19 protein-coding genes are annotated in these 23,573 nt (G+C 65.7%); 17 read left to right on the top strand and 2 right to left on the bottom strand.

Going from position 1 to position 23,573, the window contains the following annotated elements:
- Positions 1-108: 108 nt before the first annotated feature.
- The gene (locus tag AQ611_RS15795; RefSeq protein WP_059569691.1) at positions 109-318 is read right to left on the bottom strand and encodes a twin transmembrane helix small protein; all 210 of its coding nucleotides are present in this window, start codon (positions 316-318) and stop codon (positions 109-111) included.
- An 87-nt stretch (positions 319-405) separates the two neighbouring features.
- On the opposite strand from AQ611_RS15795, the gene AQ611_RS15790 reads away from it, so the two are divergent.
- From AQ611_RS15790 to AQ611_RS25620, 7 genes are all read left to right on the top strand, one after another.
- Positions 406-1,140: an SURF1 family protein gene (locus tag AQ611_RS15790; RefSeq protein WP_069235028.1), complete on the top strand. Its 735-nt coding sequence runs from the start codon at positions 406-408 to the stop codon at positions 1,138-1,140.
- Between the two features lie 250 nt (positions 1,141-1,390).
- A complete protein-coding gene (locus AQ611_RS15785) occupies positions 1,391-2,035 on the top strand; it encodes an SCO family protein (RefSeq protein ID WP_083237410.1) in 645 nt (214 codons plus the stop codon).
- Between the two features lie 43 nt (positions 2,036-2,078).
- On the top strand, positions 2,079-3,188 hold the full coding sequence (locus tag AQ611_RS15780) for a COX15/CtaA family protein (RefSeq protein WP_069235026.1): 1,110 nt from the start codon (positions 2,079-2,081) through the stop codon (positions 3,186-3,188).
- 12 nt (positions 3,189-3,200) lie between these two features.
- Positions 3,201-4,103 (top strand): heme o synthase, encoded by a 903-nt coding sequence (cyoE, locus tag AQ611_RS15775; protein WP_059517712.1) that lies wholly within the window; start codon positions 3,201-3,203, stop codon positions 4,101-4,103.
- Between the two features lie 19 nt (positions 4,104-4,122).
- Complete coding sequence (locus AQ611_RS15770) at positions 4,123-4,737, top strand: SCO family protein (protein WP_069235025.1); 615 nt, start codon at positions 4,123-4,125, stop codon at positions 4,735-4,737.
- Positions 4,738-4,973: 236 nt separating this feature from the next.
- Complete coding sequence (locus tag AQ611_RS15765; RefSeq protein WP_059517716.1) at positions 4,974-5,792, top strand: MetQ/NlpA family ABC transporter substrate-binding protein; 819 nt, start codon at positions 4,974-4,976, stop codon at positions 5,790-5,792.
- A gap of 216 nt (positions 5,793-6,008) precedes the next feature.
- Complete coding sequence (locus tag AQ611_RS25620) at positions 6,009-6,446, top strand: hypothetical protein (RefSeq protein ID WP_146011813.1); 438 nt, start codon at positions 6,009-6,011, stop codon at positions 6,444-6,446.
- Between the two features lie 93 nt (positions 6,447-6,539).
- On the opposite strand, the gene AQ611_RS15760 is transcribed toward AQ611_RS25620, so the two are convergent.
- Positions 6,540-6,875 carry a hypothetical protein gene (locus AQ611_RS15760; protein WP_069235024.1) on the bottom strand — a complete coding sequence of 112 codons (336 nt, stop codon included), beginning with the start codon at positions 6,873-6,875 and terminating at the stop codon, positions 6,540-6,542.
- Positions 6,876-7,827: 952 nt separating this feature from the next.
- On the opposite strand from AQ611_RS15760, the gene AQ611_RS15755 reads away from it, so the two are divergent.
- The 10 genes from AQ611_RS15755 (at position 7,828) to nagE (ending at position 23,554) form a co-directional block, all read left to right on the top strand.
- Positions 7,828-8,799 carry an ABC transporter substrate-binding protein gene (locus tag AQ611_RS15755; protein WP_059517720.1) on the top strand — a complete coding sequence of 324 codons (972 nt, stop codon included), beginning with the start codon at positions 7,828-7,830 and terminating at the stop codon, positions 8,797-8,799.
- A 132-nt stretch (positions 8,800-8,931) separates the two neighbouring features.
- On the top strand, positions 8,932-9,828 hold the full coding sequence (locus AQ611_RS15750; protein WP_069235023.1) for an ABC transporter permease: 897 nt from the start codon (positions 8,932-8,934) through the stop codon (positions 9,826-9,828).
- Position 9,829: 1 nt separating this feature from the next.
- A complete protein-coding gene (locus AQ611_RS15745) occupies positions 9,830-10,624 on the top strand; it encodes an ABC transporter ATP-binding protein (protein ID WP_069235022.1) in 795 nt (264 codons plus the stop codon).
- 299 nt (positions 10,625-10,923) lie between these two features.
- Positions 10,924-11,634, top strand: coding sequence for a translesion DNA synthesis-associated protein ImuA (gene imuA / locus AQ611_RS15740; RefSeq protein WP_069235021.1), 711 nt, complete (start codon positions 10,924-10,926; stop codon positions 11,632-11,634).
- Positions 11,567-13,207 carry a Y-family DNA polymerase gene (locus AQ611_RS15735; protein WP_231935867.1) on the top strand — a complete coding sequence of 547 codons (1,641 nt, stop codon included), beginning with the start codon at positions 11,567-11,569 and terminating at the stop codon, positions 13,205-13,207. Before imuA ends, AQ611_RS15735 begins: the two co-directional genes overlap by 68 nt.
- A gap of 6 nt (positions 13,208-13,213) precedes the next feature.
- The gene (locus AQ611_RS15730) at positions 13,214-16,429 is read left to right on the top strand and encodes an error-prone DNA polymerase (protein WP_069235020.1); all 3,216 of its coding nucleotides are present in this window, start codon (positions 13,214-13,216) and stop codon (positions 16,427-16,429) included.
- Between the two features lie 444 nt (positions 16,430-16,873).
- Positions 16,874-17,977 carry an N-acetylglucosamine-6-phosphate deacetylase gene (gene nagA / locus AQ611_RS15725; protein WP_059517733.1) on the top strand — a complete coding sequence of 368 codons (1,104 nt, stop codon included), beginning with the start codon at positions 16,874-16,876 and terminating at the stop codon, positions 17,975-17,977.
- Positions 17,970-18,977: an SIS domain-containing protein gene (locus tag AQ611_RS15720; RefSeq protein WP_059517735.1), complete on the top strand. Its 1,008-nt coding sequence runs from the start codon at positions 17,970-17,972 to the stop codon at positions 18,975-18,977. The genes nagA and AQ611_RS15720 overlap by 8 nt, the downstream gene beginning before the upstream one ends.
- A gap of 17 nt (positions 18,978-18,994) precedes the next feature.
- The gene (gene ptsP / locus AQ611_RS15715; protein ID WP_069235019.1) at positions 18,995-21,655 is read left to right on the top strand and encodes a phosphoenolpyruvate--protein phosphotransferase; all 2,661 of its coding nucleotides are present in this window, start codon (positions 18,995-18,997) and stop codon (positions 21,653-21,655) included.
- 114 nt (positions 21,656-21,769) lie between these two features.
- Complete coding sequence (gene nagE / locus AQ611_RS15710) at positions 21,770-23,554, top strand: N-acetylglucosamine-specific PTS transporter subunit IIBC (protein WP_069235018.1); 1,785 nt, start codon at positions 21,770-21,772, stop codon at positions 23,552-23,554.
- Positions 23,555-23,573: the final 19 nt, after the last annotated feature.

The following is a 23,573-nucleotide window of genomic DNA, read 5'->3' as shown; positions in this document are numbered from 1 at the left end:
CTGTGTACGCGCCGCCGGCAACTGGGCCGACGCGCCGCACCGACTTTGTCGGGCGGCGTTTTTGCTTGATGGTGGCGTGTGTGCGGCGATATGCCGCACCCGGCCGTATCAGCGGCCGATCGGAATGCCGGTCGAATGGATCCAGCCCATCCAGTTTGCGATCAGGATGAACAGGAACAACGAGATCGACAATCCGACGCGCATCGCGAGCGACCAAACCATCCGCTTCGTATGGCCCCGGTCGTGCATCATGAAATACAGCGCGGATGCCATGCTGGCAATGATGAGAACGAAGGCGATCGGAACGAGAATGTGCATGAAGCTGGCCGGAAAGCGGCAGTTCGTAACGGAGATCTCGATTATCTCATTTCAGCCGCGCGGCGGCTGCCTCCGGAGGCTGGCGCGATGAAGGTCCGCTGGTTGCCCGCGCTGCTGATTCTTGCCGTGATCGCGGTGACGGTGCGGCTCGGCTTTTGGCAGCGCGACCGCGCGCATCAGAAGGAGGCGCTCGATGCGCAGATCGCGCGCTATGAGCACGCGAGCCCGGTCGATGTGCCGCGCGAACGCGTTGAACTCAACGAGATCGAGTTCCATCGCGTGCGCGCGACCGGGCGCTTCATGCGTGAAGCCGCTGTTTTTCTCGACAATCGGCCCTACCGTGATCAGCCCGGCTTTTACGTCGTGATGCCGATGAAGCTGGCCAACGGCGGTTATGTGCTTGTGAACCGCGGCTGGTTGCCGCGCAACATCGCCGACCGTACCGCGATCCAGCCGTTCGTGACGCCCGCGGGCGAGGTGACGCTCAGCGGCATCGCGCGTCGCGACGCGACTCGCGTATTCGAACTCGGCAGCGGCGGGTCGGCCGCGGGGCAAAGGATTCGGCAGAATCTCGACGTTGCCGCCTACGCGCGCGAAACCGGCTTGCCGCTGCAGCCGTTCGTGATTCAGCAGACGAGCGACGACGGCGACCACCTGGTGCGCGACTGGCCTGCGCCGACGATGGGCGTCGAGCGCAACTACGGCTATATGTTGCAGTGGTGGGCGATGGCGGCGGCGGCGGCCGGGTTGGGCCTTTATGCCGCGTGGCGAGCGGCGAGGCGTCCGGGAAAAAAGCAGGCCGGGCGTGCCGATGCGGCTTGACGCCGGCCGATTCGTCATTCAGGTGCGGCAGGCGGGTGCGGCCGTTGGACGGCAACGCGGAGAATGGTGCGCGCATCGTCTGAATCCCGCCGGCATGCCGTAAAGCGTATGACGTAAGGTGTGCGCCGTCTGGCTAAGCGTCGGCTTGATTCGCCATAGTTTGGACGATCCGGCGCGGTGCGGCCGAACCGGCCGGCTTGCGTGGCGTGGCGCCGCGTCCCGTTTTCAATGTTTCAAGAGGTTCATGAACATGCATTCTTCTCGTCCGACGCAGCAGTCAGCCGATGCTCCGCGAACGGCATCCGCGCAGCGCGGCTCCTGGCAGCGGGGCCGCTGGGTGTTGCTCGCGCTTGCGCTCGTCTGCGCGGCGCCCGTGATTGCGTCGTACTTCACGTATTACGTGATCAAGCCGAACGGCGGATCGACAAACTACGGTACGTTGATCGAGCCGCAGCGGCCGATTCCGCCTGAGCTGACCGTGGTCGATGAGGCCGGGCGGGCGGTGCCGCTTGCGTCGCTGCGCGGCGTCTGGCTGTTCGTGATGGAGGACAGCGGCGCATGCGATGCCGCGTGCGCAAAGAAGCTCTATTTCATGCGTCAGGTGCGCGCGACGCAGGCAGGCGAGCGGCAGCGGATCACGATGGTCTGGCTGAAGAGCGATGCGGCGGCGGTGCCCGCGACGATCGAGCGCGCGTATCCGGACACCCGCAAGCTGCGCGCCGATCCGGCCGCCGTGGCGGCATGGCTGCCGGCCGATGCGGGCACGCGCGTGACCGACCATATCTATATCGTCGATCCCAGCGGGAACCTGATGATGCGTTTCCCGAAAGACCCGGACCCGAGCAAGATCAAGCGGGACGTGACCAAGCTCCTCAAGTGGTCGAGCATCGGCTAAAGCGCCGGCCGCGCCCGGCGACGAAGGTAGGAGAGAAGAACCGATGTATCTACTGCAACTCGGCCTGATCGGCCTCTGTATCGCGTTGCTGCCGTTGTCTTACGTATGGGTGAAGGCGGACGATGACAAATTCCGCAAGCTCGTCTGGGTGACGACTTTCCTGACGCTCGATCTCGTGATGTTCGGCGGCTTTACCCGGCTCACCGATTCCGGCCTCGGTTGCCCGGATTGGCCGGGCTGTTACGGGACGTCGTCGCCGTTCATCGCGCATGCGGCGATCACCGCCGCGCATCAGGCGATGCCGACCGGCCCGGTCAGCATGACGAAGGCGTGGATCGAGATGGTGCACCGCTATTTCGCGATGGCCATCGGCGTGCTGATCATCGCGCAGATGGTCATTGCATGGGCGGCGCGGCTGCGCGGCCGGACGCTCTGCGTGTCGCCGTGGTGGCCGACCGGCCTGCTGATGCTGATTCTCGTGCAAGGCGCGTTCGGCGCGTGGACCGTGACGATGAAACTGCAACCCGTGATCGTGACGATCCATCTGCTGCTCGGGCTGACGCTGCTCGGCTCGCTCGGCTGGCTGGCCGCGCGGCTCACCCCGCCGCCCGCGATCGACGCCGCCGCCGGCCGCTACCGCGCGGCGGCGCTCGCGGCGCTCGTGCTGCTGGTGGCGCAGATCGCGTTGGGCGGCTGGGTCAGCACGAACTACGCGGTGCTTGCCTGTACCGATTTCCCGACTTGCAACGGTGCGTGGATTCCGTCGATGGATTTCCGCAACGGCTTTCATCTGTGGCGCGCGCTGGGCATGACAAACGACGGCGACGCGATCACGCAGGACGCGCTCGTTGCGATCCATTGGACGCACCGGACTTTCGCATTCGTCGTCGTGGCCTATTTGGTTGCGTTCGCGCTGAAGGTGCGGCGCTTCGCGTCGTTGCGGCGGCCGGCCGATGGGGTGCTCGCCGTCGTCGCGCTGCAATGCGCGACGGGCCTGACGAACATCGTGCTACAGTGGCCGTTGCCCGTCGCGGTCATGCACAACGGCGGGGCTGCGGTCCTGCTGCTGCTCGTCGTCATGTTAAACTTGCGCATCCTTTCAAGCCGTTCCGGCCGCATCGCGCAACCCGCGCGCGATACCGCGCCCGCGTGACGCCTACCAAGCATGGACACCACGCTTTCCCGACATCCCGGTAACCGCCTATCCCAATACCTCGCGCTGACGAAGCCGCGTGTCACGCAACTTGCGGTGTTTTGCGCCGTGATCGGGATGTTCCTCGCGACGCCGGGGATGGTGCCGTGGAAGGTGCTCGTCGGCGGCACGGTCGGCATTTGGCTGTTGGCCGGCGCGGCGTTCGCGATCAATTGCCTCGTCGAGCAGAAAATCGACGCGATGATGCGGCGCACCGCGTGGCGTCCGTCCGCGCGCGGCGAGATCACCACCGCGCAGATCCTGTTGTTCTCGGCCGTGCTGGGCGGCGCCGGCGCGTTCACGCTGTACACGTTCACGAATCCGCTGACGATGTGGCTGACGATCGCCACGTTTGTCGGTTATGCGGTGATCTACACGCTGCTGCTCAAGCCCGCCACCCCGCAGAACATCGTGATCGGCGGCGCATCGGGCGCGATGCCGCCGGCGCTCGGCTGGGCGGCCGTCACGGGCGCGGTGCCGGGCGACGCGTGGATTCTCGTCCTCATCATCTTCGTTTGGACGCCGCCGCACTTCTGGGTGCTCGCGCTGTACCGCCGCAAGGATTACGAGAACGCGGGGCTGCCGATGCTGCCCGTCACGCACGGCGAAAAATTCACGCGGCTGCATATCTTGCTTTACACGCTGATTCTGTTTGCCGTGTCGATGATGCCGTTCATCTCGGGCATGAGCGGAATCGTTTTTCTGACGAGCGCGGTGCTGCTCGGCGCGATCTTCGTCGGCTACGCGTGGAAAATCTACCGCGATTACTCGGATGCGCTCGCACGCAGTGCGTTCCGTTACTCGATCGTGTATTTGTCGCTGCTGTTCGCGGCGCTGCTCGTCGATCACTACGCGCGTCCCGTGATCGGGATGTGACTCTTTCGCTTCGACTGCGATGCTCAAATCCCTGTTTGCACGCCGCGCGCGCCGCGGCTGGTTGTTCGCCTGCGCGCTGGCACTCGCATTGACGGCTGCGGGCTGCGACAAGCAGCCCGCGTTCCAGAATCTCGACATCACCGGCAACACGCAGTTCGGCGCCGACTTCGCATTGCCCGATACGGCGGGCAAGATCCGCACCCTCGGTGAGTTCAAGGGGCGCGCTGTCGTGCTGTTTTTCGGCTACACGCATTGCCCGGACGTTTGCCCGACGACGCTCGCGGAGCTTGCGCAGGCGATGCAGCAGCTCGGCCCGGACAGCAAGCGCGTGCAGGTGCTGTTCGTCACCGTCGATCCCGAGCGCGATACCGCGCAGATCATGTCGCAGTACGCGAGCGCGTTCAATCCGGCTTTCGTCGCGCTGCGGCCCGCCGACGATGCGCAACTGAAAAAGATCGCGAAGGACTTCCGCATCTACTACGCCAAGGTGCCGGGCAAGACGCCTGACAGTTACACGATGGACCACACTGCCGCGAGCTACGTGTTCGATCCCAGCGGCAAGCTCCGCCTGTTCGTGCGCGATGGCCAGGGGCCGGGGCCGTGGGTCCACGATCTGAAGCTGCTGCTCGATTGAGCGGTGGCGGCGCGCGCCGGCCTCCGGCGTCGGCGCTCGATGTTTGAGGCGGCAATACGCGGGCGGTTTGGAGCCGGCCCGCGCATGACGCTGCTCCATACCCATATAAGCGGGATGTATTTCACAGCGCTTCGATCTTGTGACACCATCTGCGTTTTCCAAGGTGCGGCTTGGCCTAACAGGCTGTCGCGCTCCTTTTATCGAGCCTGAATGGTTCCAGCAAGCGAGAAAAACAGATGAAGCGTCGCACTCTCCTGAAGGTGGTTTCCGCGGTGGCGGCCGGTGCGGCCGCGCTGTCCGTTTCTGCCGGCGCATATGCGCAGAGCAAGACGATCAAGGTCGGCACGGTGTCGGGGCCCGACGCCGAGGTTTGGCAGGTCGTGCAGAAAGTCGCGAAGGAGAAAGAAGGGCTCGACGTGAAAGTGATCGAGTTCAACGACTACGTGCAGCCGAACGCCGCGCTCGATTCGGGCGACCTCGACGCGAACAGCTTCCAGCATCAGCCGTATCTCGACAGCCAAGTCAAACAGCGCGGTTACAAGATCGTCAGCGTCGGCCTCACGTATATCTCGCCGATCGGCGTGTATTCGAAGAAATACAAGTCGTTGAAGGATCTGCCGGCCGGCGCGAAGGTTGCGTTGCCGAACGATCCGTCCAACGAGAATCGCGCGCTGCTGCTGTTGCAGTCGCAGGGCGTGATCAAGCTGAAAGCCGGTGCAGGCACGGGCGGCAATAACGCGACCGTGCTGGATATTGCCGACAATCCGAAGAAGCTGAAGCTGACCGAACTCGATGCCGCGCAACTGCCGCGTGTGCTGGGCGATGTCGACGCGGCGGTGATCAACACGAATTACGCGCTTGCAGCGAACCTGCAGCCGACCAAGGATGCGATCGCGCTTGAATCGCTGACGAGCCCATACGCGAATTTGATCGCGGTGCGCGTGAAGGATAAGGATCAGCCGTGGGTGAAGAAGCTTGTCAAGGCTTACCAGTCGCCGGAAGTGAAGGAATTCATCACGAAGCAGTTCAAGGGGGCGATGGTTGCGTCGTTTTGAGCACCGTTTGATTGGGGTGTCGAAGAAGCGCTGAATCCCACCGACGCCCGTTTCGAATTGCCGAAGGCCCGCGCTTGCGCGGGCCTTGGTTTTTTTTGTGCGAGAGGTTGGCCACGCACGTCGGATTCCGCGACGCAAGCGGATCGTGACCGACTGTTTATCCTGTCCGTGATGCCGCGACGCGACGGTGTTTTTATCGATTCAACGTAGCTCGCCATGATCGGCGAAAGGGGTAGCGGCCCTGTCGATCCAGCGATCAACGAGCAACCGGCCGGATGCGCAGGGCGTGCGTTTGCCCGTGAGCGGTCTAGCGCGGCGATAGCCATAGGCAGTACGAAGCCAATACGAATTTTGACGACATCCGTTTTTATCGCTTTTCTTGCGATCGTGGGTATCGAAGGAGTTGCGGTCGTGGCTGCTGCCAAAAGTATGATCATTCCGGGGCAAACGAAAATTCCAGGAAATCTTTGCTTGGCGGATGCTGCACGGATTGATTGTTATATCGATTTTGTGCGTCCGGTAATATCCGTTGCTGGTATGAGGTTTGCCGGTTTTTCGAACATGTGCATGAGCGCTTTGTTTATGTTTTTTTATGGTTCAATCGGCTTTTCACTGTGTAATGCAACTGATCGGGATTATTCATTGAATCGATGATTGTGAATGGGGGCAGTGTTGTATCGGCGCTGCCGCGCCTTATTCGCATAAAAAGCGGATTTGTGCGCCGTGAAAGACAATGATGCTTGATGGTCACGGCATCAAGCGAATAAGCGAGATATCGTTTCCGGAGCAACTCGTTTGTACCGTTGCGCCGGTGGTGTAAGCCAACGCGGCGATCTCGAGCATGGCTTTTCCATTGAATGTGTCCAGGCCGTGTGCATAACCAAGCGTATTCCAGTTTTTGGACGCATCTTGGCCGCTGAACAGAATGCGCGGTGTCCAGTCGCTAATATCGTATGAGATGGCGGAGATCGTCACATTCTGATCCGGACAACCGGCGTCTTCTGCGTGGCAATAACGCACTCCAATGGTAAATATAAATAGCGTGGCGCTGAATTGAGCGATGACTCTCCATGAGTTTTTCATTTCATTTTCTCCTTTGATTTTGCTTGGTGATGAGTTTGAAAATTTCGAGTGCCTTGTTCTGGGTGAAAAATAAGATGTGGGACGTTTGTTTTGGTTTGTGCGGTGAAAATGTGCTGCTGTTTCGGGCTTCTGCTTGAATCGAGCTTGCGAACGTGATTTTGGGGAATAAATGGTGCTTGGGTTAAGTGGTTGTGGTGTTTTTTTAAACGTTTTCAGTCTAGGAAGAATAAAAGAATAATTCAATGGAGGTGAGATAAATTTATTTTCGGAGATTGTTTTTTCGGGGTTTTAAAATTTTGCAACGGTGAGCGGAAAGGGGGTATTGTCCGGATATTTCGTGTCGGTGATTCGGTAAGCGGGAAATCGTATTCATTGGGCCGTATTGATGTGAGATGTGAAACTGATTTACATCGATTCATGCGCCTGCGAATTTGGCAAAAACGGATAGGCTCGCATCGCACGCCAGCAGCCAGCATGCGGCGGCGGCCACGCGTAGACGCCTGTTGCTCGCGCCGTCTTGGTTGCGCGATCGTTGGCCGATGCGCCGCTGGCTGGCTGCATCCGTGGCCCGCTTACTTTTCATTTGCCCCGCCCGGCGCATTCCTGCCCATGCGGGTTCCGGAGAAGTGTTCGTAGATAAAAATCCCTTGTATAACAACCGGTTGATGCGTGTACCTTCAAATCTCCCACGACGCCTTAATTTGCCGGGCTAGAATGACGCGCGGCTGAGGCGGAAGTAGGGCCGGACGCTGCCGGCGGGGTGCCGGCACAGGTTCGGCCGCCGATGCAGGCGATCGCCTCGAAAGTTTTGATGGGTAACGGATATTGGCGGGCGCAATATCCTCGAAAATTGGCCGTCGTTCCCCGTTTTCGGGGCCGGCGCGAGCCGCGTGCGTTCCGGAGAACGCGGCTCGCAGCGTCATGCAGAACCGAACCGGGGGAGACAAGACTCATGAAACGATTCAAGTTCGTTGCCGTTCACGCGATCGCCGCAGGCGTCGCGGCGTTTTCGATGCTCGGCGGCGCGGCCGCGCATGCGCAGACCGTCAAGGTGCTGTCGATCGTCGATCATCCGGCGCTCGACGCGATTCGCGACGGCGTGCGCGCGGAGCTGAAAGCCGAAGGCTACGGCGAGGACAAGCTGAAGTGGGAATATCAGAGCGCGCAGGGCAACGCGGGCACCGCCGCGCAGATCGCGCGCAAGTTCATCGGCGACCAGCCGGACGTGATCGTCGCGATTGCGACGCCCGCCGCGCAGGCGGTCGTCGCATCGACGAAGAGCGTGCCCGTCGTCTACTCGGGCGTGACCGATCCCGTTGCCGCGCAACTCGTCAAGGGCTGGGGGCCGTCGGGTACCAACGTGACGGGCGTGTCCGACAAGCTGCCGCTCGACAGGCAGGTCGCGCTGATCAAGCGCGTCGTGCCGAAGGCGAAGACGGTCGGCATGGTCTACAACCCCGGCGAGGCGAACTCGGTGGTCGTGGTGAAGGAACTCAAGGAGATTCTCGCGAAGCAGGGGATGACGCTCAAGGAGGCGGCCGCGCCGCGCACGGTCGACATCGCGCCCGCCGCGAAGAGCCTGATCGGCAAGGTCGACGTGATCTACACGAATACCGACAACAACGTCGTGTCCGCTTACGAATCGCTGGTGAAGGTCGCCAACGACGCAAAGATCCCGCTCGTCGCCGGCGACACCGACAGCGTGAAGCGCGGCGGCATCGCGGCGCTCGGCATCAATTACGGCGATCTCGGGCGGCAGACCGGCAAGATCGTCGCGCGCATTCTGAAGGGCGAGAAGCCGGGCGCGATCGCGTCCGAGACGAGCAGCAACCTCGAGCTGTTCGTCAATACCGACGCGGCCGCGAAACAGGGCGTGACGCTCTCGCCGGATCTGGTCAAGGAGGCGAAGACGGTCATCAAGTGATCGCATGACGCGCGCCGCCGCGGCCGCCCTCGCGGGCGCGGCGGCGGCGCGGGCGATGCATGCGGCCGGGCGCGACGCCGGTCGGCCGCTGCTCGCAGGTTCGCCGCTTGCAGCAATAGGATTTCTTCAATCATGTCTCTGTTTTCTCTGCTGGGCGCGCTCGAAATCGGCCTCGTTTTCAGCCTCGTCGCGCTCGGGGTGCTGATCTCGTTTCGCATCCTCAACTTTCCCGATTTGACTGTCGACGGCAGCTTTCCGCTGGGCGGCGCCGTTGCCGCGACGCTGATCGCCGCAGGCCACGATCCGTTCACGTCGACGCTGGCTGCGATATTCGCCGGCGCGTGCGCGGGCTTCGTCACCGGCTGGCTGAACGTGCGCCTGAAAATCATGGATCTGCTCGCGAGCATTCTGATGATGATCGCGCTCTATTCGGTGAACCTGCGGATCATGGGCCGGCCGAACGTGCCGCTCATCACCGAGCCGACGCTCTTCACGGCGCTCCAGCCTGACTGGCTGCCCGATTACGTGCTGCGGCCGGCGTTGTTGTTCGTGGTGGTGGTTGTCGCGAAGCTCGGGCTCGACTGGTTTTTCTCGTCGCAATTGGGCCTCGCGATGCGTGCAACCGGCGCGAATCCGCGCATGGCGCGTGCACAGGGCATCGCGACCGGCCGCGCGACGCTCGCCGGGATGGCGTTGTCCAACGCGCTCGTCGCGCTCGCCGGCGCATTGTTTGCGCAGACGCAGGGCGGCGCCGATATCTCGATGGGGATCGGCACGATCGTGATCGGTCTGGCCGCGGTGATCATCGGCGAGACGCTCGTGCCCGCACGCCGGCTCGTGTTCACGACGTTCGCCGTCGTGCTCGGGGCGATTCTTTATCGTTTCTTCATCGCGCTCGCGCTCAACAGCGATTTCATCGGGCTGAAGGCGCAGGATCTGAATCTCGTGACGGCCGTGCTGGTGACGCTCGCGCTGGTGTTGCCCGCGACGCGCAAGAAGCTGTTCGCCCGCAAGACGGGAGGGGCGTGAAATGCTGTTGGCGCAAGATCTGAAGTTGACGTTCAACCCCGGCACGCCGATCGAGACGCGTGCGCTGCGCGGGCTTTCGCTCGAGATTCCGAACGGCCAGTTCGTTACCGTGATCGGCTCGAACGGCGCCGGCAAGTCGACGTTCCTGAACGCGGTCAGCGGCGACCAGATGGTCGATTCGGGGAGCATCACGATCGACGGCGCCGATGTCACGCGCAAGCCCGCGTGGGATCGTGCGCCGCTCGTCGCGCGCGTGTTCCAGGACCCGATGGCGGGCACCTGCGAGGCGCTGACGATCGAGGAAAACATGGCGCTCGCGCTTGCGCGCGGCGAGCGGCGCGGTTTTCGGGCGGCGCTGAACCGCGCGTCGCGCGAGCTGTTTCGCGACAAGCTGCGGCTGCTCAATCTCGGGCTCGAAAACCGCTTGACCGATCGGATCGGTTTGCTGTCGGGCGGGCAGCGGCAGGCGGTGAGCTTGTTGATGGCGTCGCTGCGACCGTCGCGGATTCTGCTGCTCGACGAGCACACGGCCGCGCTCGATCCGAAGACGGCCGCGTTCGTGCTGGAGTTGACCGCGCGGATCGTCGCCGACGGCAAACTGACGACGATGATGGTCACGCACAGCATGCGGCAGGCGCTCGATTACGGCGATCGCACGGTGATGCTGCATCAAGGGCAGGTGGTGCTCGACGTAGCCGGCGATGCGCGGCGCGGGCTCGACGTGCCCGATCTGCTGAAGATGTTCGAGCAGACGCGGCGTGAGCAGCTCGATGATGATGCGTTGCTGCTTGGCTGAGATTCGCAAGCGGGGCGGCGGCATGGCCGCGCGGCCGTGTCGTCGGCCGCGCGCGCGGCTGGCGTGTCGCATGAAGAAGTTGCTTGCCGTGGTTCGGCGACGGCGGGTGGTTGCGGTGCGCCGGTTGGGCGGCAATCGCGCGCGAGCGGGCTTTTCGTGGGCGCGCACGCGGTTGCCTGCCAGAGTCCGCGCCGGTTTTCCGCCGCCTATCCTCTGACGAACGGTTAGTTTCGCATCGGCGTTGTGTACCGCGAGTGCGTTGCCATATACTGTATATATATACAGTTATCGGTGATGCGATGTCCGTTTCCTCCGTCTCCCTCGAATCGCTCCATCCTTCGCTCTGGCGCGGCTCCCAGCTTGCGCGCGGCGGGCCGCGCACGCTCGATACCGGCTTCGCGTCGTTGTCCGCCGAGCTGCCGGGAGGCGGCTGGCCCGTTGACGGGCTCGTCGAAATGCTCGTGCCGCATGCGGGTTGCGGCGAGTTGCGCGTGCTTGCGCCCGCGCTGGCCGCCGCCGGCAGCGCACGGCGGCCGTTGGTGCTCGTCGCGCCGCCGTATGTGCCGCATGCATGTGCGCTTGCCAGCCTCGGCATACCGCTTGATGCGTTGCTATGGCTGCGCGCCGAACGCGGCGGGGACGCACTGTGGGCGGCCGAGCAGGCCCTCAAGACCGGCTGCTGCGGAGCGCTTTTGCTTTGGCAGCAGGACGTGCGCGTCGAGGCGCTGCGTCGCTTGCACGTTGCCGCCGCCCGCGCGGGCGACACGCTGTGCGTGGTGTGCCGGCCGCCGTCGGCGGCGCGGCAGCCGTCGCCCGCGGTGCTGCGCGTCGCGCTTCATCCGGCTGCAGGCGGCGTGTCGGTCGAGATCGTCAAGCGTCGCGGGCCGGCGCACGGCGCGCCGCTCGCGCTCGAATTGCCGTCGCCCATCGTGGAGAGCCGCTATGCGCGTCTTGCTCGCTATCCATTTGCCTCGTCTGCCGCTCGACGTGTGCGTACCGCAGTCGCTTGAGCGCGCTGCGGGTTGCGGGTGCGGCGTCGATGACGGGGCGGCTGCAAAGCGTGAGCTTGCAACCAGGCATGGGCAAGCGGCAAAACGCAACCCTGCGGGGCCTGGGCACGACACCGGAAGCCAGCGCGCCGCGGGCTGCGTGGTGCTCGAGCAAGGCGTCGTGCTGATCGCAGACGCGTGCGCCGGTGCGCGTGGCGTGCGCGTGGGCATGAAGCGCGGCGGCGTGCTGACGTTATCGCCCGGCACGCGGCTCATCGAGCGCGATCCGCTGCGCGAGGCCGATGCGTTGCGCGCCGTTGCGCTCGCGTTGTTGAAGTTTTCGCCCTGTGTGGCGCTCGAAGACGAAGCCACGCTGATCGTCGATGTCGGGGCGAGCTTGCGTTTGTTCGGCGGTTTGCCGTCGTTGTGCCGGCAGGTGCGGGCGACGCTCGCCACGCTCGGTTATGCATCGCGCCTCGCGGTCGCACCGACTGGGGGCGGCGCATGGCTGCTTGCGCGAGCGCCGGATGGCCGGTGTGCCCGGCGCCGCGTCACGCGTCTTGCGTCGCTCGTGCGCGCGCTCGATGCGCTGCCATGCGAGCTGCTGCCCGGTGCGCGTCCGTATGCGGACTGGTTGCGCGGTCTCGGCTGCCGCACGCTTGCCGATCTGCGCCGCTTGCCGCGTGCGGGGCTGCAGCGCCGTTGCGGCCCCGCGCTCGTCGCCGCGCTCGATCGTGCTTATGGCGATGCCGCGGAGCTGCATGCGTGGCTGCCGGTGCCGCCTGTCTTCGACGCACGGATCGAGTTGCCGGAGCGCGTCGACTATGCGCAGGCAGTATTGTTCGTCGCACGCCGGCTCGTCGTGCAGTTATGCGGCTGGCTCGCCGCGCGGCAATTGTCCTTGGCGGCAATGACATTTGCGCTCGAGCACGAGCGCGGCCGGCAGGCGGTGCCGCCGACATCGCTGACGCTCGCGTTTGCCGAGCCCGCGCGCGACGAAACGCACTTCATGCGCGTGCTCGGCGAGCGGCTCGCGCGGCTCGCCCTGCCTGCCGCGGTGATTGCGGTGCGGTTGACTGTCACGCGCGTCGAATCGGTCGCGCTGAGCGCCGGTGATCTGTTTCCCGAGCCCGGCCGCACACGCGAGGCGCGGGCACGGCTTGTCGAACTGCTGAGCGCGCGGCTCGGTGCGGACAGCGTGCTGCGTGCGGCGCCCGCTGCCGATTATCGGCCCGAGGCGGCCAACCGCTGGGTGCCGCTGCATACGCCGGCAGCCAAGTCAGCCGGAACGCCGGCGGGCTCGCCTGCTGCGGCGTTTGCCGCATCGCCCGCCGCGCCGCCGCGTCCCGCATGGCTGCTAGTCGAGCCGTTGCTGCTCGAAACGCAAGAGAACCGGCCGGTTTACCGCACGCTGCTCAGGATCATGTCGTCGGCCGAGCGTATCGAGGCGGGCTGGTTCGATGGTCAGCTGGTCGAACGTGACTACCATGTCGCGCAGGACGCCGCAGGCGCGTGCTATTGGGTCTACCAGGAACGCGCGAGCAGCCGCGGCGGCGCCGGGCCGCGCTGGTTTCTGCACGGCCTTTTCGGGTGAGCGGCGATGGACGGAGCCTCGTTCCATCGCTTGCCCGACTATGCGGAGCTGTTCTGCCGGTCGAATTTTTCGTTTCTGCACGGTGCGTCGCATGCGGAGGAACTCGTCGAGCGCGCATTGCAACTCGGCTATCGCGGCATCGCGATTACCGACGAGTGCTCGCTCGCGGGCGCGCCGCGCATGCATGCCGCGGCGAAGGGAAAGAATCTGCGGCTCGTCGTTGGCTCGTACTTCGATGTGACGCCGGACGATGTCGAACCCGGCCGCGATCCGGGGCCCGGCGCGTTCGGCCTCGTGCTGCTCGCGCAGAACCGCGAGGGCTACGGTAACTTGTCCGAGCTGATCTCATGGCGGCGGATGAGCGCGCCGAAAGGCACATACCGGCTGACGCCGAGCATGCTGGCTGCGCCGCCGCCGGCGTTCGCGCATTTGCGCGGCGTGCCCGACTGCTTCGCGATCCTCGTGCCGACGTATCCGGCTCGTGCCGATGTGCTCGATATGCAACTCGCCTGGTTCGACGCGCTGTTCGGCGCGCGTGCGCGGCTCGGACTCGTGCGGCTGGAGCGCGCGCTCGACGGCGCGCATCGCGACGAGGTTCGCGTGGCCGGCGCGCGGCGCGGGATGCACGTCGTCGCGCTCGGCGACGTGACGATGCACGTGCGCTCATGCAAACCGTTGCAGGACGCAATGACGGCGATTCGGCTCGGCATGCCGATCGCGGAATGTGGCTACGCGCTTGCACCGAATGCTGAGCAGCATTTGCGTGCACGTCCTCGGCTGGCGCAGTTGTTCGACGCCGCCGAGCTTGCGCAAACGTGCCAGATATTGGACGCGTGCCATTTCTCGCTCGACGAATTGCGCTATGAGTATCCGCACGAAATCGTGCCGGCAGGGCACACGCCTGCGAGCTACCTGGAGCAGCAAACCTGGGCGGGCGCGCGCAAGCGCTATCCTGAAGGCATACCGGACAGGGTGCGCCGGAGCATCGAGTACGAACTCGGCTTGATCGCCGAGCTGGAATACGAGCCTTATTTCCTGACGGTCTACGACATCGTCCAATATGCGCGCAGCCGGAACATCCTGTGCCAGGGCCGGGGTTCGGCGGCGAATTCGGTCGTCTGTTATTGCCTGCACGTGACCGAGGTGGACCCCGACCGGAGCACGACGCTGTTCGAGCGTTTCATCAGCCGCGAGCGCGGCGAGCCGCCCGATATCGATGTCGATTTCGAGCATCAGCGCCGCGAAGAAGTCATCCAGTATCTCTACGAGAAATACGGCCACGATCGCGCCGCGCTCGCCGCCGCCGTTGCGACGTACCGTCCGCGCGGCGCGCTGCGCGAGACCGGCAAGGCGCTCGGCGTCGATCCGATGCTGATCGAGCAGGTGGCCAAAGCGCACCGCTGGTTCGACGGTAGCGACGATCTGCTCGCGCAGTTCGCGCTGGCGGGGCTCGATCCGGATACGCCGCTGATTCGGGCTTGGGCTGCGCTTGCCGCGCGGCTGCTCGGTTTTCCGCGCCATCTGTCGCAGCATTCGGGCGGCTTCGTGATCAGCCGCGGCAAGCTCACGCGGCTCGTGCCGGTCGAGAACGCGGCGATGGATGGGCGGCGCGTGATTCAGTGGGACAAGGACGATCTGGAGTCGCTCGGCCTGATGAAGGTCGACGTGCTCGCGCTTGGGATGCTGTCGGCGCTGCATCGCGCATTCGACATGATCGACGCGTGGCGCGGCAAGCGCAACGGCAAGCCGTTCGGGATGGACAGCATCGTGCAGAACGACAAGGCGACCTACGACATGATCTGCCGCGCCGATACGGTCGGCGTATTCCAGATCGAATCGCGTGCGCAGATGGCGATGCTGCCCAAGCTCAGGCCGCGCAAGTATTACGACCTGGTCGTCGAGGTGTCGATCGTGCGGCCTGGCCCGATCCAGGGCGGCGCGGTGCATCCGTATTTGCAGCGGCGCCGGATCGAGTCCGGCGAGGAGCCGGGGCAGATCACGTATCCGAGCGCCGATCTCGAGAAGGTGCTCGAGCGCACGCTCGGCATCCCGATTTTCCAGGAACAGGTGATGCAGATCGCGATCGTCGCGGCCGGCTTCACCCCCGGCGAGGCAGATGAACTGCGCCGCGCGATGGCTTCGTGGAAGCGCAAGGGCGATATTGCCAAATATCGGAAGAAAATCATCGACGGCATGCTCGAGCGCCAGTATTCGCGCGAATTCGCTGATCAGATCTTCGAGCAGATCAAGGGCTTCGGTGAATATGGTTTTCCGGAGAGTCATGCGGCGAGCTTCGCGCATCTCGTCTATGCGAGCAGTTGGCTCAAATGCCACGAGCCGGCGATCTTTCTTGCCGCGCTGCTGAACAGTCAGCCGATGGGCTTTTATCCGCCTGCGCAACTCGTGCAGGACGCGAAGCGCCATCGCGTGACTGTACTGCCGGTTGATGCGACGAAAAGCGGCTGGCACGCCTTGCTCGAGGCACTGCCCGGCAGCCCGCCGCCCGGTGGCCAACCGGCGGTGCGGCTCGGGCTGTCGCTGGTGCGCGGGCTAGGCGAGGACGCGGCGCGGCGGATCGAGGCGGCGCGTGCGGCGGGGCCGTTGGCGAGCGTGGACGAGCTGGCGCGCCGCGCGAGCCTGACACGTCGCGATCTCGAGGCGCTGGCTGCCGCGAACGCGTTCGCGACGCTCGCCGGCAATCGCCGCGACGCGCTGTGGCAGGCGGTGGCTGCGGCGCCGGAGCGCGGCCTGCTTGCCGCCGCGCCGATCGATGAGCCGGTAAGGCCCGCGCTTGGCGTGCCGACCGAAGCTGAAGACATTCACGCCGACTATCGAACCATAGGGCTCACGCTGAACCGGCATCCACTCGCATTGTTGCGCGCAGTGCTCGATGCGCGGCGGCTGTCTTCCGCTCAGGCGCTGCGCGCGTGCCGCGATGGCCGGCTTGCGCGCGCATGCGGGATCGTGACGGCGCGGCAGATGCCCAGCACCGCGAAAGGCGTACTGTTCGTCACGCTGGAGGACGAGACGGGGTGCGTAAACGTGATCGTCAAGCCCGAGCTGCTTGAGCGGCAGCGCCGCGAGACGCTCGATTCGCAGTTGCTGGCGGTGTCGGGCGTCTGGCAGAGCGATCATGGCGTCGCGCACCTGGTTGCGCAATATCTCGAGGATCTGACGGCGCTGCTGGGCGACTTACGGACGTCGAGCCGCGAATTTCATTGAGGCCCCATATCGGCCGACGTGGAGGCCGATATGGTGGCCGGAACGTGGAGCATACCAATTCATACCAGTGCACCAATATCGGCGCGATTCCGGTTGCTATCCCGTAAAAATCCCGCCCTTCGAGATCGCGCCGTGAATACATATTTTTGTATGTTCGGGTAAATACCTAGCCTGCAATCCCCTGTAAATAAAGGGTTAAAGGCCGTGCAAACCCTTGTGCCGCAACGCTTTACGGCCGCGTGCGGTACGCGCCGGGACCAAATTGACTGGTATTATTTTGGTTATATAATGGCCTCGCCTTTCGACGGGCGGCGTCTGCCGTCGCGATTTCGTCAGCCGAGCTGTTGTGCCGATGTGCGAGACTGAGCATACGCGCGTGCGGCCGGTTTTCTTCCTCTCGCACATACATCTGACGCACGCCGACCCGATCCTGAAGAGAACATCATGCTGACCGGAAACATACTCACTGCCGAAGGCTGGATTCACGGCACGATCGAGTTCGAGAACGGCCGAATCACGGCGCTGTCGGGCGCCGCGACGGACCCGTCGAAGAACGACGCGCCTTACATCCTGCCCGGTTTCATCGATCTGCACGTACACGGCGCGGGCGGCGCCGACGTCATGGAAGGCGGCGATGCGATCGAGACGATCGTCCGCACGCACGCGCGCTACGGCACGACGAGCCTGCTGGCCACGACGATGACGGCGCCGCGCGACGAACTCAAACGCGTCGTCGCGGAGCTTGGCGGCGTCGCGCGCGCACGCACGCCGGGCGGCTCGCGCGTGCTCGGCGTGCATCTCGAGGGGCCGTACATCAACCCCGGCAAGCTCGGCGCGCAGCCGGACGCCGCCGTCTCGGCCGTGCTCGACGAAGTGCTCGATTACCTGTCGATCGCGCCGATCCGCGTCGTCACGCTCGCGCCGGAGATCGCCGGCCATATCGAAATCATCTCGGAGATGGCCGCGCGCGGCGTGCGCGTGCAGCTTGGCCATTCGCTCGGAACCTACGACGACGCCGTCGCCGCGCTCAAACACGGCGCTTGCGGTTTCACGCATTTGTTCAACGCGATGTCGCCGCTGCATCACCGCAATCCGGGCCTCGTCGGCGCGGCGCTCGCGCATGCGGAGTACGCGGAGATCATTCCCGACCTGCTGCACGTGCATCCGGGCGCGATTCGCGCGGCGCTGCGCGCGATTCCGCGCCTGTACGTCGTCACCGACAGCACGTCGGCCACCGGCATGCCCGACGGCGAATACCGGCTCGGCAGCCAGCACGTGACGAAGTGCCTGGGCGGCGTGCGGCTTGCCGACGGCACGCTGGCGGGCAGCACGCTGACGATGGACCAGGCGTTGCGCAACCTCGTGTCGCTCGGCTTGCCGATCGCCGACGTGTCGAACCGGATGTCGCGCTATGCGGCCGATTATCTGGGCCTTGCCGATCGCGGCCGCATCGCGCGCGGCGCATGGGCCGATCTCGTCGCGCTCGATCGCGATCTGAACCTTACCGCGACCTACGTCGAAGGAGAATCGATTGTCGAATATGCTTAACGAGGCGCGCGAGTCCGCGCAGGTCGTCGCCGCGCAACTCGCGGACACGAGCCTCGTCGAGGCGCTGGCCCGGCGGCTTGCCGAGCGCGCGCCGCAAGTCGCGCTGAGCGTGGCGCGCGGCAGCTCGGATCACGCGGCGAGCTATTTCGCAAGCCTGACGATGAGCCGCGTCGGCGTGCCGGTCGCATCGCTGCCGATGTCGGTCGCGACGCTGCAGCAGGCGCCGCTGAAGGTTCAAGGCCAGCTCGCGCTTGCGTTCTCGCAATCGGGCAAGAGTCCCGATCTCGTCAATACGATGTCCGCGCTGCGCGACGCGGGCGCGCTGACGGTCGCCGCCGTCAACGTGCTGCCGTCGCCGCTCGCCGATGCCTGCGAGTATCGGCTGCCGTTGCTGGCCGGCCCCGAGCTGTCGGTTGCCGCGACGAAAAGCTATATCGCGATGCTGTCGGTTGCCGCGCAACTCGTCGCGTTCTGGCAGCGCGACGCCGCGCTCGTCACCGCGCTGCGTGCTCTGCCCGACGTGCTCGTTCAGGCGGGCCGGCTCGATTGGTCGTGCGCTGTCGGAGAATTGCGCGACATCGAGCGGATGATCGTGATCGGCCGCGGGCTTGGTCTTGCGATCGCGCAGGAGGCGGCGCTCAAGTTGAAGGAGACGTCGGGCATCCAGGCCGAGGCGTTCTCGAGCGCCGAAGTGCGGCACGGTCCGATGGAGCTGATCGATCGCGACTATCCGCTGCTGGTGTTCGCGTTGCCCGGCCCCGAGCAGCAGGGTTTGTTGCAGCTTGCGCGGGACATGCGCGCACGCGGCGCGCGCGTGCTCGTCGCGGCGCCGCCGGGTACGCCCGAGGCGACGCTGCCGCTCGCGGGCACCGCGCATCCGGCGCTCGATCCGATCGCCGCGATCCTGTCGTTTTATGTCATGGCGGCCGAGTTGGCCGCCGCTCGCGGCCGCGATCCGGACACGCCGCGCCATCTGCATAAAGTCACCGAAACACATTGACGAGACGAGACCGCCCCATGAGACGCGCCGAGGAGTTCCAGTTGAAGCAGCCGCCCCACGATCAGACCATCCTGCTCGCTCCGCTGACGGGCCCTGTCGTGCCGCTCGCCGACGTACCCGATCCGGTGTTCTCGGGCGGCATGTTCGGCGACGGCATCGGTATCGATCCACTCGAGGGCCGGCTCGTCGCGCCGTGCGCGGGCATCGTGTCGCACGTCGCGCGCACGGGCCACGCCGTGACGGTCACGTCCGACAGCGGCGCCGAAATCCTGTTGCATATCGGCATCGACACGGTCGAGCTTGACGGGCTCGGTTTCACCGCGAAAGTGGCCGCAGGCACGCGCGTCGCGGCGGGCGATCTGCTGATCGAGTTCGATCAGGATCTGGTCGCGCGTTCGGCGCCGAGCCTCGTATCGGTGGTCGCGATCGCCAATTCCGATGCGTTCGAAATCGTCGAGCGCGCGGGCGCGGGTGTCGTGAAGGCGGGCGCCGGACCGCTCCTCACGCTGCGCGCGCGCGGCGGCGCGGCGGTCTCGGCGGGCAACGCGGCAGCCGCAAGCGATGCCGGCGAGGCGGCTGGCCCGGTTGCCGGCGCGTATGCGGGGGGCGGCCAGCCTGCCACGGCCGAACTGCCCGAGGTGCGCCGGTCGATCACGCTCACGCAGCCGGGCGGCCTGCACGCGCGCCCGGCCGCGCGCGCGCGCGAAGCTGCGCGCGGGCTCGATGCGCAGGTCGACGTGCACTTCGACGGGCGCCGCGCGGCGTTGCAAAGCGTCGTCGGGCTGCTCGGCCTCGGCGCGGGAGAAAACGCGACGATCGAGCTGGTCGGCACGGGGCGCGATGCGGCGCGGGCGGTTGAACTCGTCGCACACGAGCTGCTGCGCGAAGCGCATGGCGAAGCCGAGGAGAAGCCGGCGCGCGCGGCGTCGCCGGCACCGGCCGCCGCGCCTGTCTTTGCGGCGGCACGTGCGCCGCTCGATCCGAACACGCTCGCGGGCGTATGCGCGTCGCCCGGCATCTCGGTCGGCGCGCTCGTGCGTTGGGACGACGCCGACGTCGCACCGCCCGAACTCGCGGCCGGTACGCCGGCCGCCGAAAGCCGTCTGCTCGACCGCGCGCTCGCCGCTGTCGACGCGGAGCTGGAAGCGACGGTGCGCGAAGCGTCGCAGCGCGGCGCGGTCGGCGAGGCGGGTATCTTCTCCGTGCATCGCGTGCTGCTCGAGGACCCGGCGCTCGTCGATGCCGCGCGCGACTTGATCAGCCTCGGCAAGAGCGCGGGCCACGCGTGGCGCGAGACGATCCGCGCGCAGATCGCGGTGCTGTCCGGCGTGGATGACGCGCTGCTCGCCGAGCGCGCGGCCGATCTGCGCGACATCGACAAGCGCGTGCTGCGCGCGCTCGGCTATACGAGCGCGACCGCGCGCGAACTGCCCGCCGAAGCGGTACTCGCGGCCGAGGAGTTCACGCCGTCCGATCTCGCGTCGCTCGATCGCGAGCGCGTGACGGCGCTCGTGATGGCGCGCGGCGGCGCGACATCGCACGCGGCGATCATCGCGCGGCAGCTCGGCATTCCGGCGCTCGTTGCGGTCGGCGACGCGCTTTTCGCGATTCCGGAGCACACGCAGGTCGTCGTCGATGCGAGCGCGGGCCGCATCGAATATGCGCCGACCGAACTCGACGTCGAGCGCGCGCGGCTCGAGCGCAAACGGCTTGCCGGCGTGCGCGAGGCGAATCGCCGGATGTCGGGCGAGGCCGCGGTGACGCGTGATGGCCGCAAGATCGAGGTGGCCGCGAACATCGCGACGCTCGACGATGCCCGCATCGCGCTCGACAACGGCGCCGATGCGATCGGCCTGTTGCGCACCGAGCTGATGTTCATCCACCGGCAGGCCGCACCGACGACGGCCGAGCATCGGGACAGCTATCAATCGATCGTCGATGCGTTGCAGGGCCGCACGGCGATCATCCGCACGCTGGACGTCGGCGCCGACAAGGAAGTCGATTACCTGACGCTGCCGCCCGAGCCGAATCCGGCGCTGGGCCTGCGCGGAATCCGGCTCGCGCAGGTGCGCCCCGATCTGCTCGACGATCAGTTGCAGGGCCTCCTCGCGGTGCAGCCATACGGCTCGGTGCGAATCCTGCTGCCGATGGTCACCGATGTAGGCGAGCTGGTGAGGATCAGAAAGCGCATCGACGCGTTCGCGCACGCGATGGGCCGCACGGCGCCGGTCGAGGTGGGGGTGATGATCGAGGTGCCGTCGGCGGCGCTGCTCGCCGATCAGCTCGCGCAGCACGCGGATTTTCTGTCGATCGGCACCAACGACCTGACCCAATATACGCTCGCGATGGACCGGTGCCAGGCGGATCTCGCCGCGCTCGCGGACGGCCTGCATCCGGCCGTGCTGCGGCTGATCGATGCGACGGTGCGCGGCGCGGACAAGCACGGCAAGTGGGTCGGCGTGTGCGGCGCGCTCGGCGGCGATCCCGTCGCGGTGCCGCTCCTGGTCGGTCTCGGCGTGACGGAGCTGTCGGTGGACCCGGTGTCGGTGCCGGGCATCAAGGCGCGCGTGCGCGGTCTCGATTACCCATTGTGCCGTCAGCGCGCGCAGGATTTGCTCGCGCTCGAATCGGCGCAGGCGGTAAGAGCGGCAAGCCGCGAGATCTGGCCGGCGGACTGAGCAGCGTCCGGCGTTGCGTTGATCGCGGGTGTAGTGTTGCGGGGTATTTCAGCATCAATCAGCATGACTGAATAAATTATTCGACGACGAGACATCAAAGGATTGGAGGATCGAATGGACGGGAATCCGTTTCTGAAAATACAGAGCCTAGGCCGAGCGCTGATGCTGCCGATCGCGGTACTGCCGGTGGCGGGCATCTTGCTGCGTCTCGGGCAGCAGGACGTGCTCAACATCAAGATGATCGCCGACGCGGGCGGCGCCATCTTCGACAATCTGCCGCTGCTGTTCGCGATCGGCGTTGCAGTTGGCTTTGCGAAGGACAACAACGGCGTCGCGGCGCTCGCGGGCGTGATCGGCTATCTAATCGAAGTCGCGGTCATGAAGGACATCGATCCGAAGCTGAACATGGGCGTGCTGTCGGGGATCATCGCGGGCGTGGTCGCGGGGCTTCTGTACAACCGTTACAAAGATATCAAGCTGCCCGATTACCTGGCGTTCTTCGGCGGCAAGCGCTTCGTGCCGATCATCACCGGACTCGTGTGCGTGGTGCTCGGGATCGTGTTCGGCTATGTGTGGCAGCCGGTGCAGCACGCGATCGACGCGGTCGGCCAGTGGTTGTTGACGGCGGGCGCGATCGGCACGTTCGTCTACGGCTTCCTGAACCGTCTGCTGCTTGTCACGGGCCTGCATCACATCATCAACTCGCTCGTCTGGTTCGTGTTCGGCACGTTCACGCCAGCCGGCGGCGCGGCGGTGACGGGCGATCTGCACCGCTTCTTCGCCGGCGATCCGGGCGCGGGCAGCTTCATGGCGGGCTTTTTCCCGATCATGATGTTCGGCCTGCCCGCCGCTTGCCTCGCGATGTTTCATGAGGCGCCGAAGGAGCGCCGCGCGATCGTCGGCGGGCTGCTGTTCTCGATGGCGCTGACCTCGTTCCTGACGGGCGTGACCGAGCCGATCGAATTCAGCTTCATGTTCCTCGCACCGGTGCTCTACGTCATCCATGCGGTGTTGACGGGCTTGTCGCTCGCGATCTGTCAGCTGCTCGGCGTGAAGCTCGGCTTTACGTTCTCGGGCGGCGCGATCGACTACGTGCTGAATTACGGGCTGTCGACGAAGGGCTGGGTGGCGATTCCGCTGGGCTTGGCGTATGGCGCCGTGTATTACGGGTTGTTCCGCTGGTTTATCCGCAAATTCAATATGGCGACGCCGGGCCGCGAGCCGGCCGGTGCCGATGCGCAAGCCCAGTCGTTCGCGGCAGGCGGCTTCGTCGCGCCGGCGGCGGGGGCGGCCGTGCCGCGCGCGCAGCGCTACATCGCGGCGCTTGGCGGCGCGGCGAATCTGTCGGTCGTCGATGCATGCACGACGCGCCTGCGTTTGTCGGTCGTCGATCCGGACAAGGTGTCGGAAGCCGATCTGCGGACAATCGGCGCGCGTGGTGTGCTCAAGCGTGGCGGCAGCAGCGTGCAGGTGATCATCGGGCCGGAGGCGGATCTCATCGCCGACGAAATCCGCACGGCCGTTAGCGGTGGCGCGGGCGCCGCCGGTGCTGCGGCTTCGGCCGTGCCATCGGCCGCGGCAGCCGACTCGGCGCCGATGGCCGGTGCATCCGCGAGCGCGCAGACCGGGCCGCTCGATCCGGACCCGGCGCGCTGGCTCGCGGTGTTCGGCGGCGCAACCAACGTGGCGGCGCTCGACGCCATTGCGGCGACGCGGCTGCGTGTGGTCGTGCGCGATCCGTCGGCGGTCGACCGTCAGCGTCTCGCGGCGCTCGACGTCGCGTGGGTGGCGGCCGATACGTTCCATATCGTCTGCGGACCGTCGGCATCGCGCTATGCGCAGTATCTGGCGGCGCGTCTGCCGTCGACGGGCGGCGGCGCGGCGGCTCAGCCGGCTTGATGCCGCGCGCGTAGGGCGC

It is taken from the genome of Burkholderia singularis, from assembly GCF_001718875.1.
Classification (GTDB): Bacteria; Pseudomonadota; Gammaproteobacteria; order Burkholderiales; family Burkholderiaceae; genus Burkholderia; species Burkholderia singularis.
Note: the sequence above shows the minus strand (reverse complement) of the source record. Positions and strands in the feature narration are given on the sequence as shown.

Excerpts from the sequence above, each read along its gene's own strand:
- AQ611_RS15795 (WP_059569691.1), bottom strand. The coding sequence starts at position 318 with ATGCACATTCTCGTTCCGATCGCCTTCGTTCTCATCATTGCCAGCATG.
- AQ611_RS15790 (WP_069235028.1), top strand. The coding sequence starts at position 406 with ATGAAGGTCCGCTGGTTGCCCGCGCTGCTGATTCTTGCCGTGATCGCG.
- AQ611_RS15785 (WP_083237410.1), top strand. The coding sequence starts at position 1,391 with ATGCATTCTTCTCGTCCGACGCAGCAGTCAGCCGATGCTCCGCGAACG.
- AQ611_RS15780 (WP_069235026.1), top strand. The coding sequence starts at position 2,079 with ATGTATCTACTGCAACTCGGCCTGATCGGCCTCTGTATCGCGTTGCTG.
- cyoE (WP_059517712.1), top strand. The coding sequence starts at position 3,201 with ATGGACACCACGCTTTCCCGACATCCCGGTAACCGCCTATCCCAATAC.
- AQ611_RS15770 (WP_069235025.1), top strand. The coding sequence starts at position 4,123 with ATGCTCAAATCCCTGTTTGCACGCCGCGCGCGCCGCGGCTGGTTGTTC.
- AQ611_RS15765 (WP_059517716.1), top strand. The coding sequence starts at position 4,974 with ATGAAGCGTCGCACTCTCCTGAAGGTGGTTTCCGCGGTGGCGGCCGGT.
- AQ611_RS25620 (WP_146011813.1), top strand. The coding sequence starts at position 6,009 with ATGATCGGCGAAAGGGGTAGCGGCCCTGTCGATCCAGCGATCAACGAG.
- AQ611_RS15760 (WP_069235024.1), bottom strand. The coding sequence starts at position 6,875 with ATGAAAAACTCATGGAGAGTCATCGCTCAATTCAGCGCCACGCTATTT.
- AQ611_RS15755 (WP_059517720.1), top strand. The coding sequence starts at position 7,828 with ATGAAACGATTCAAGTTCGTTGCCGTTCACGCGATCGCCGCAGGCGTC.
- AQ611_RS15750 (WP_069235023.1), top strand. The coding sequence starts at position 8,932 with ATGTCTCTGTTTTCTCTGCTGGGCGCGCTCGAAATCGGCCTCGTTTTC.
- AQ611_RS15745 (WP_069235022.1), top strand. The coding sequence starts at position 9,830 with ATGCTGTTGGCGCAAGATCTGAAGTTGACGTTCAACCCCGGCACGCCG.
- imuA (WP_069235021.1), top strand. The coding sequence starts at position 10,924 with ATGTCCGTTTCCTCCGTCTCCCTCGAATCGCTCCATCCTTCGCTCTGG.
- AQ611_RS15735 (WP_231935867.1), top strand. The coding sequence starts at position 11,567 with ATGCGCGTCTTGCTCGCTATCCATTTGCCTCGTCTGCCGCTCGACGTG.
- AQ611_RS15730 (WP_069235020.1), top strand. The coding sequence starts at position 13,214 with ATGGACGGAGCCTCGTTCCATCGCTTGCCCGACTATGCGGAGCTGTTC.
- nagA (WP_059517733.1), top strand. The coding sequence starts at position 16,874 with ATGCTGACCGGAAACATACTCACTGCCGAAGGCTGGATTCACGGCACG.
- AQ611_RS15720 (WP_059517735.1), top strand. The coding sequence starts at position 17,970 with ATGCTTAACGAGGCGCGCGAGTCCGCGCAGGTCGTCGCCGCGCAACTC.
- ptsP (WP_069235019.1), top strand. The coding sequence starts at position 18,995 with ATGAGACGCGCCGAGGAGTTCCAGTTGAAGCAGCCGCCCCACGATCAG.
- nagE (WP_069235018.1), top strand. The coding sequence starts at position 21,770 with ATGGACGGGAATCCGTTTCTGAAAATACAGAGCCTAGGCCGAGCGCTG.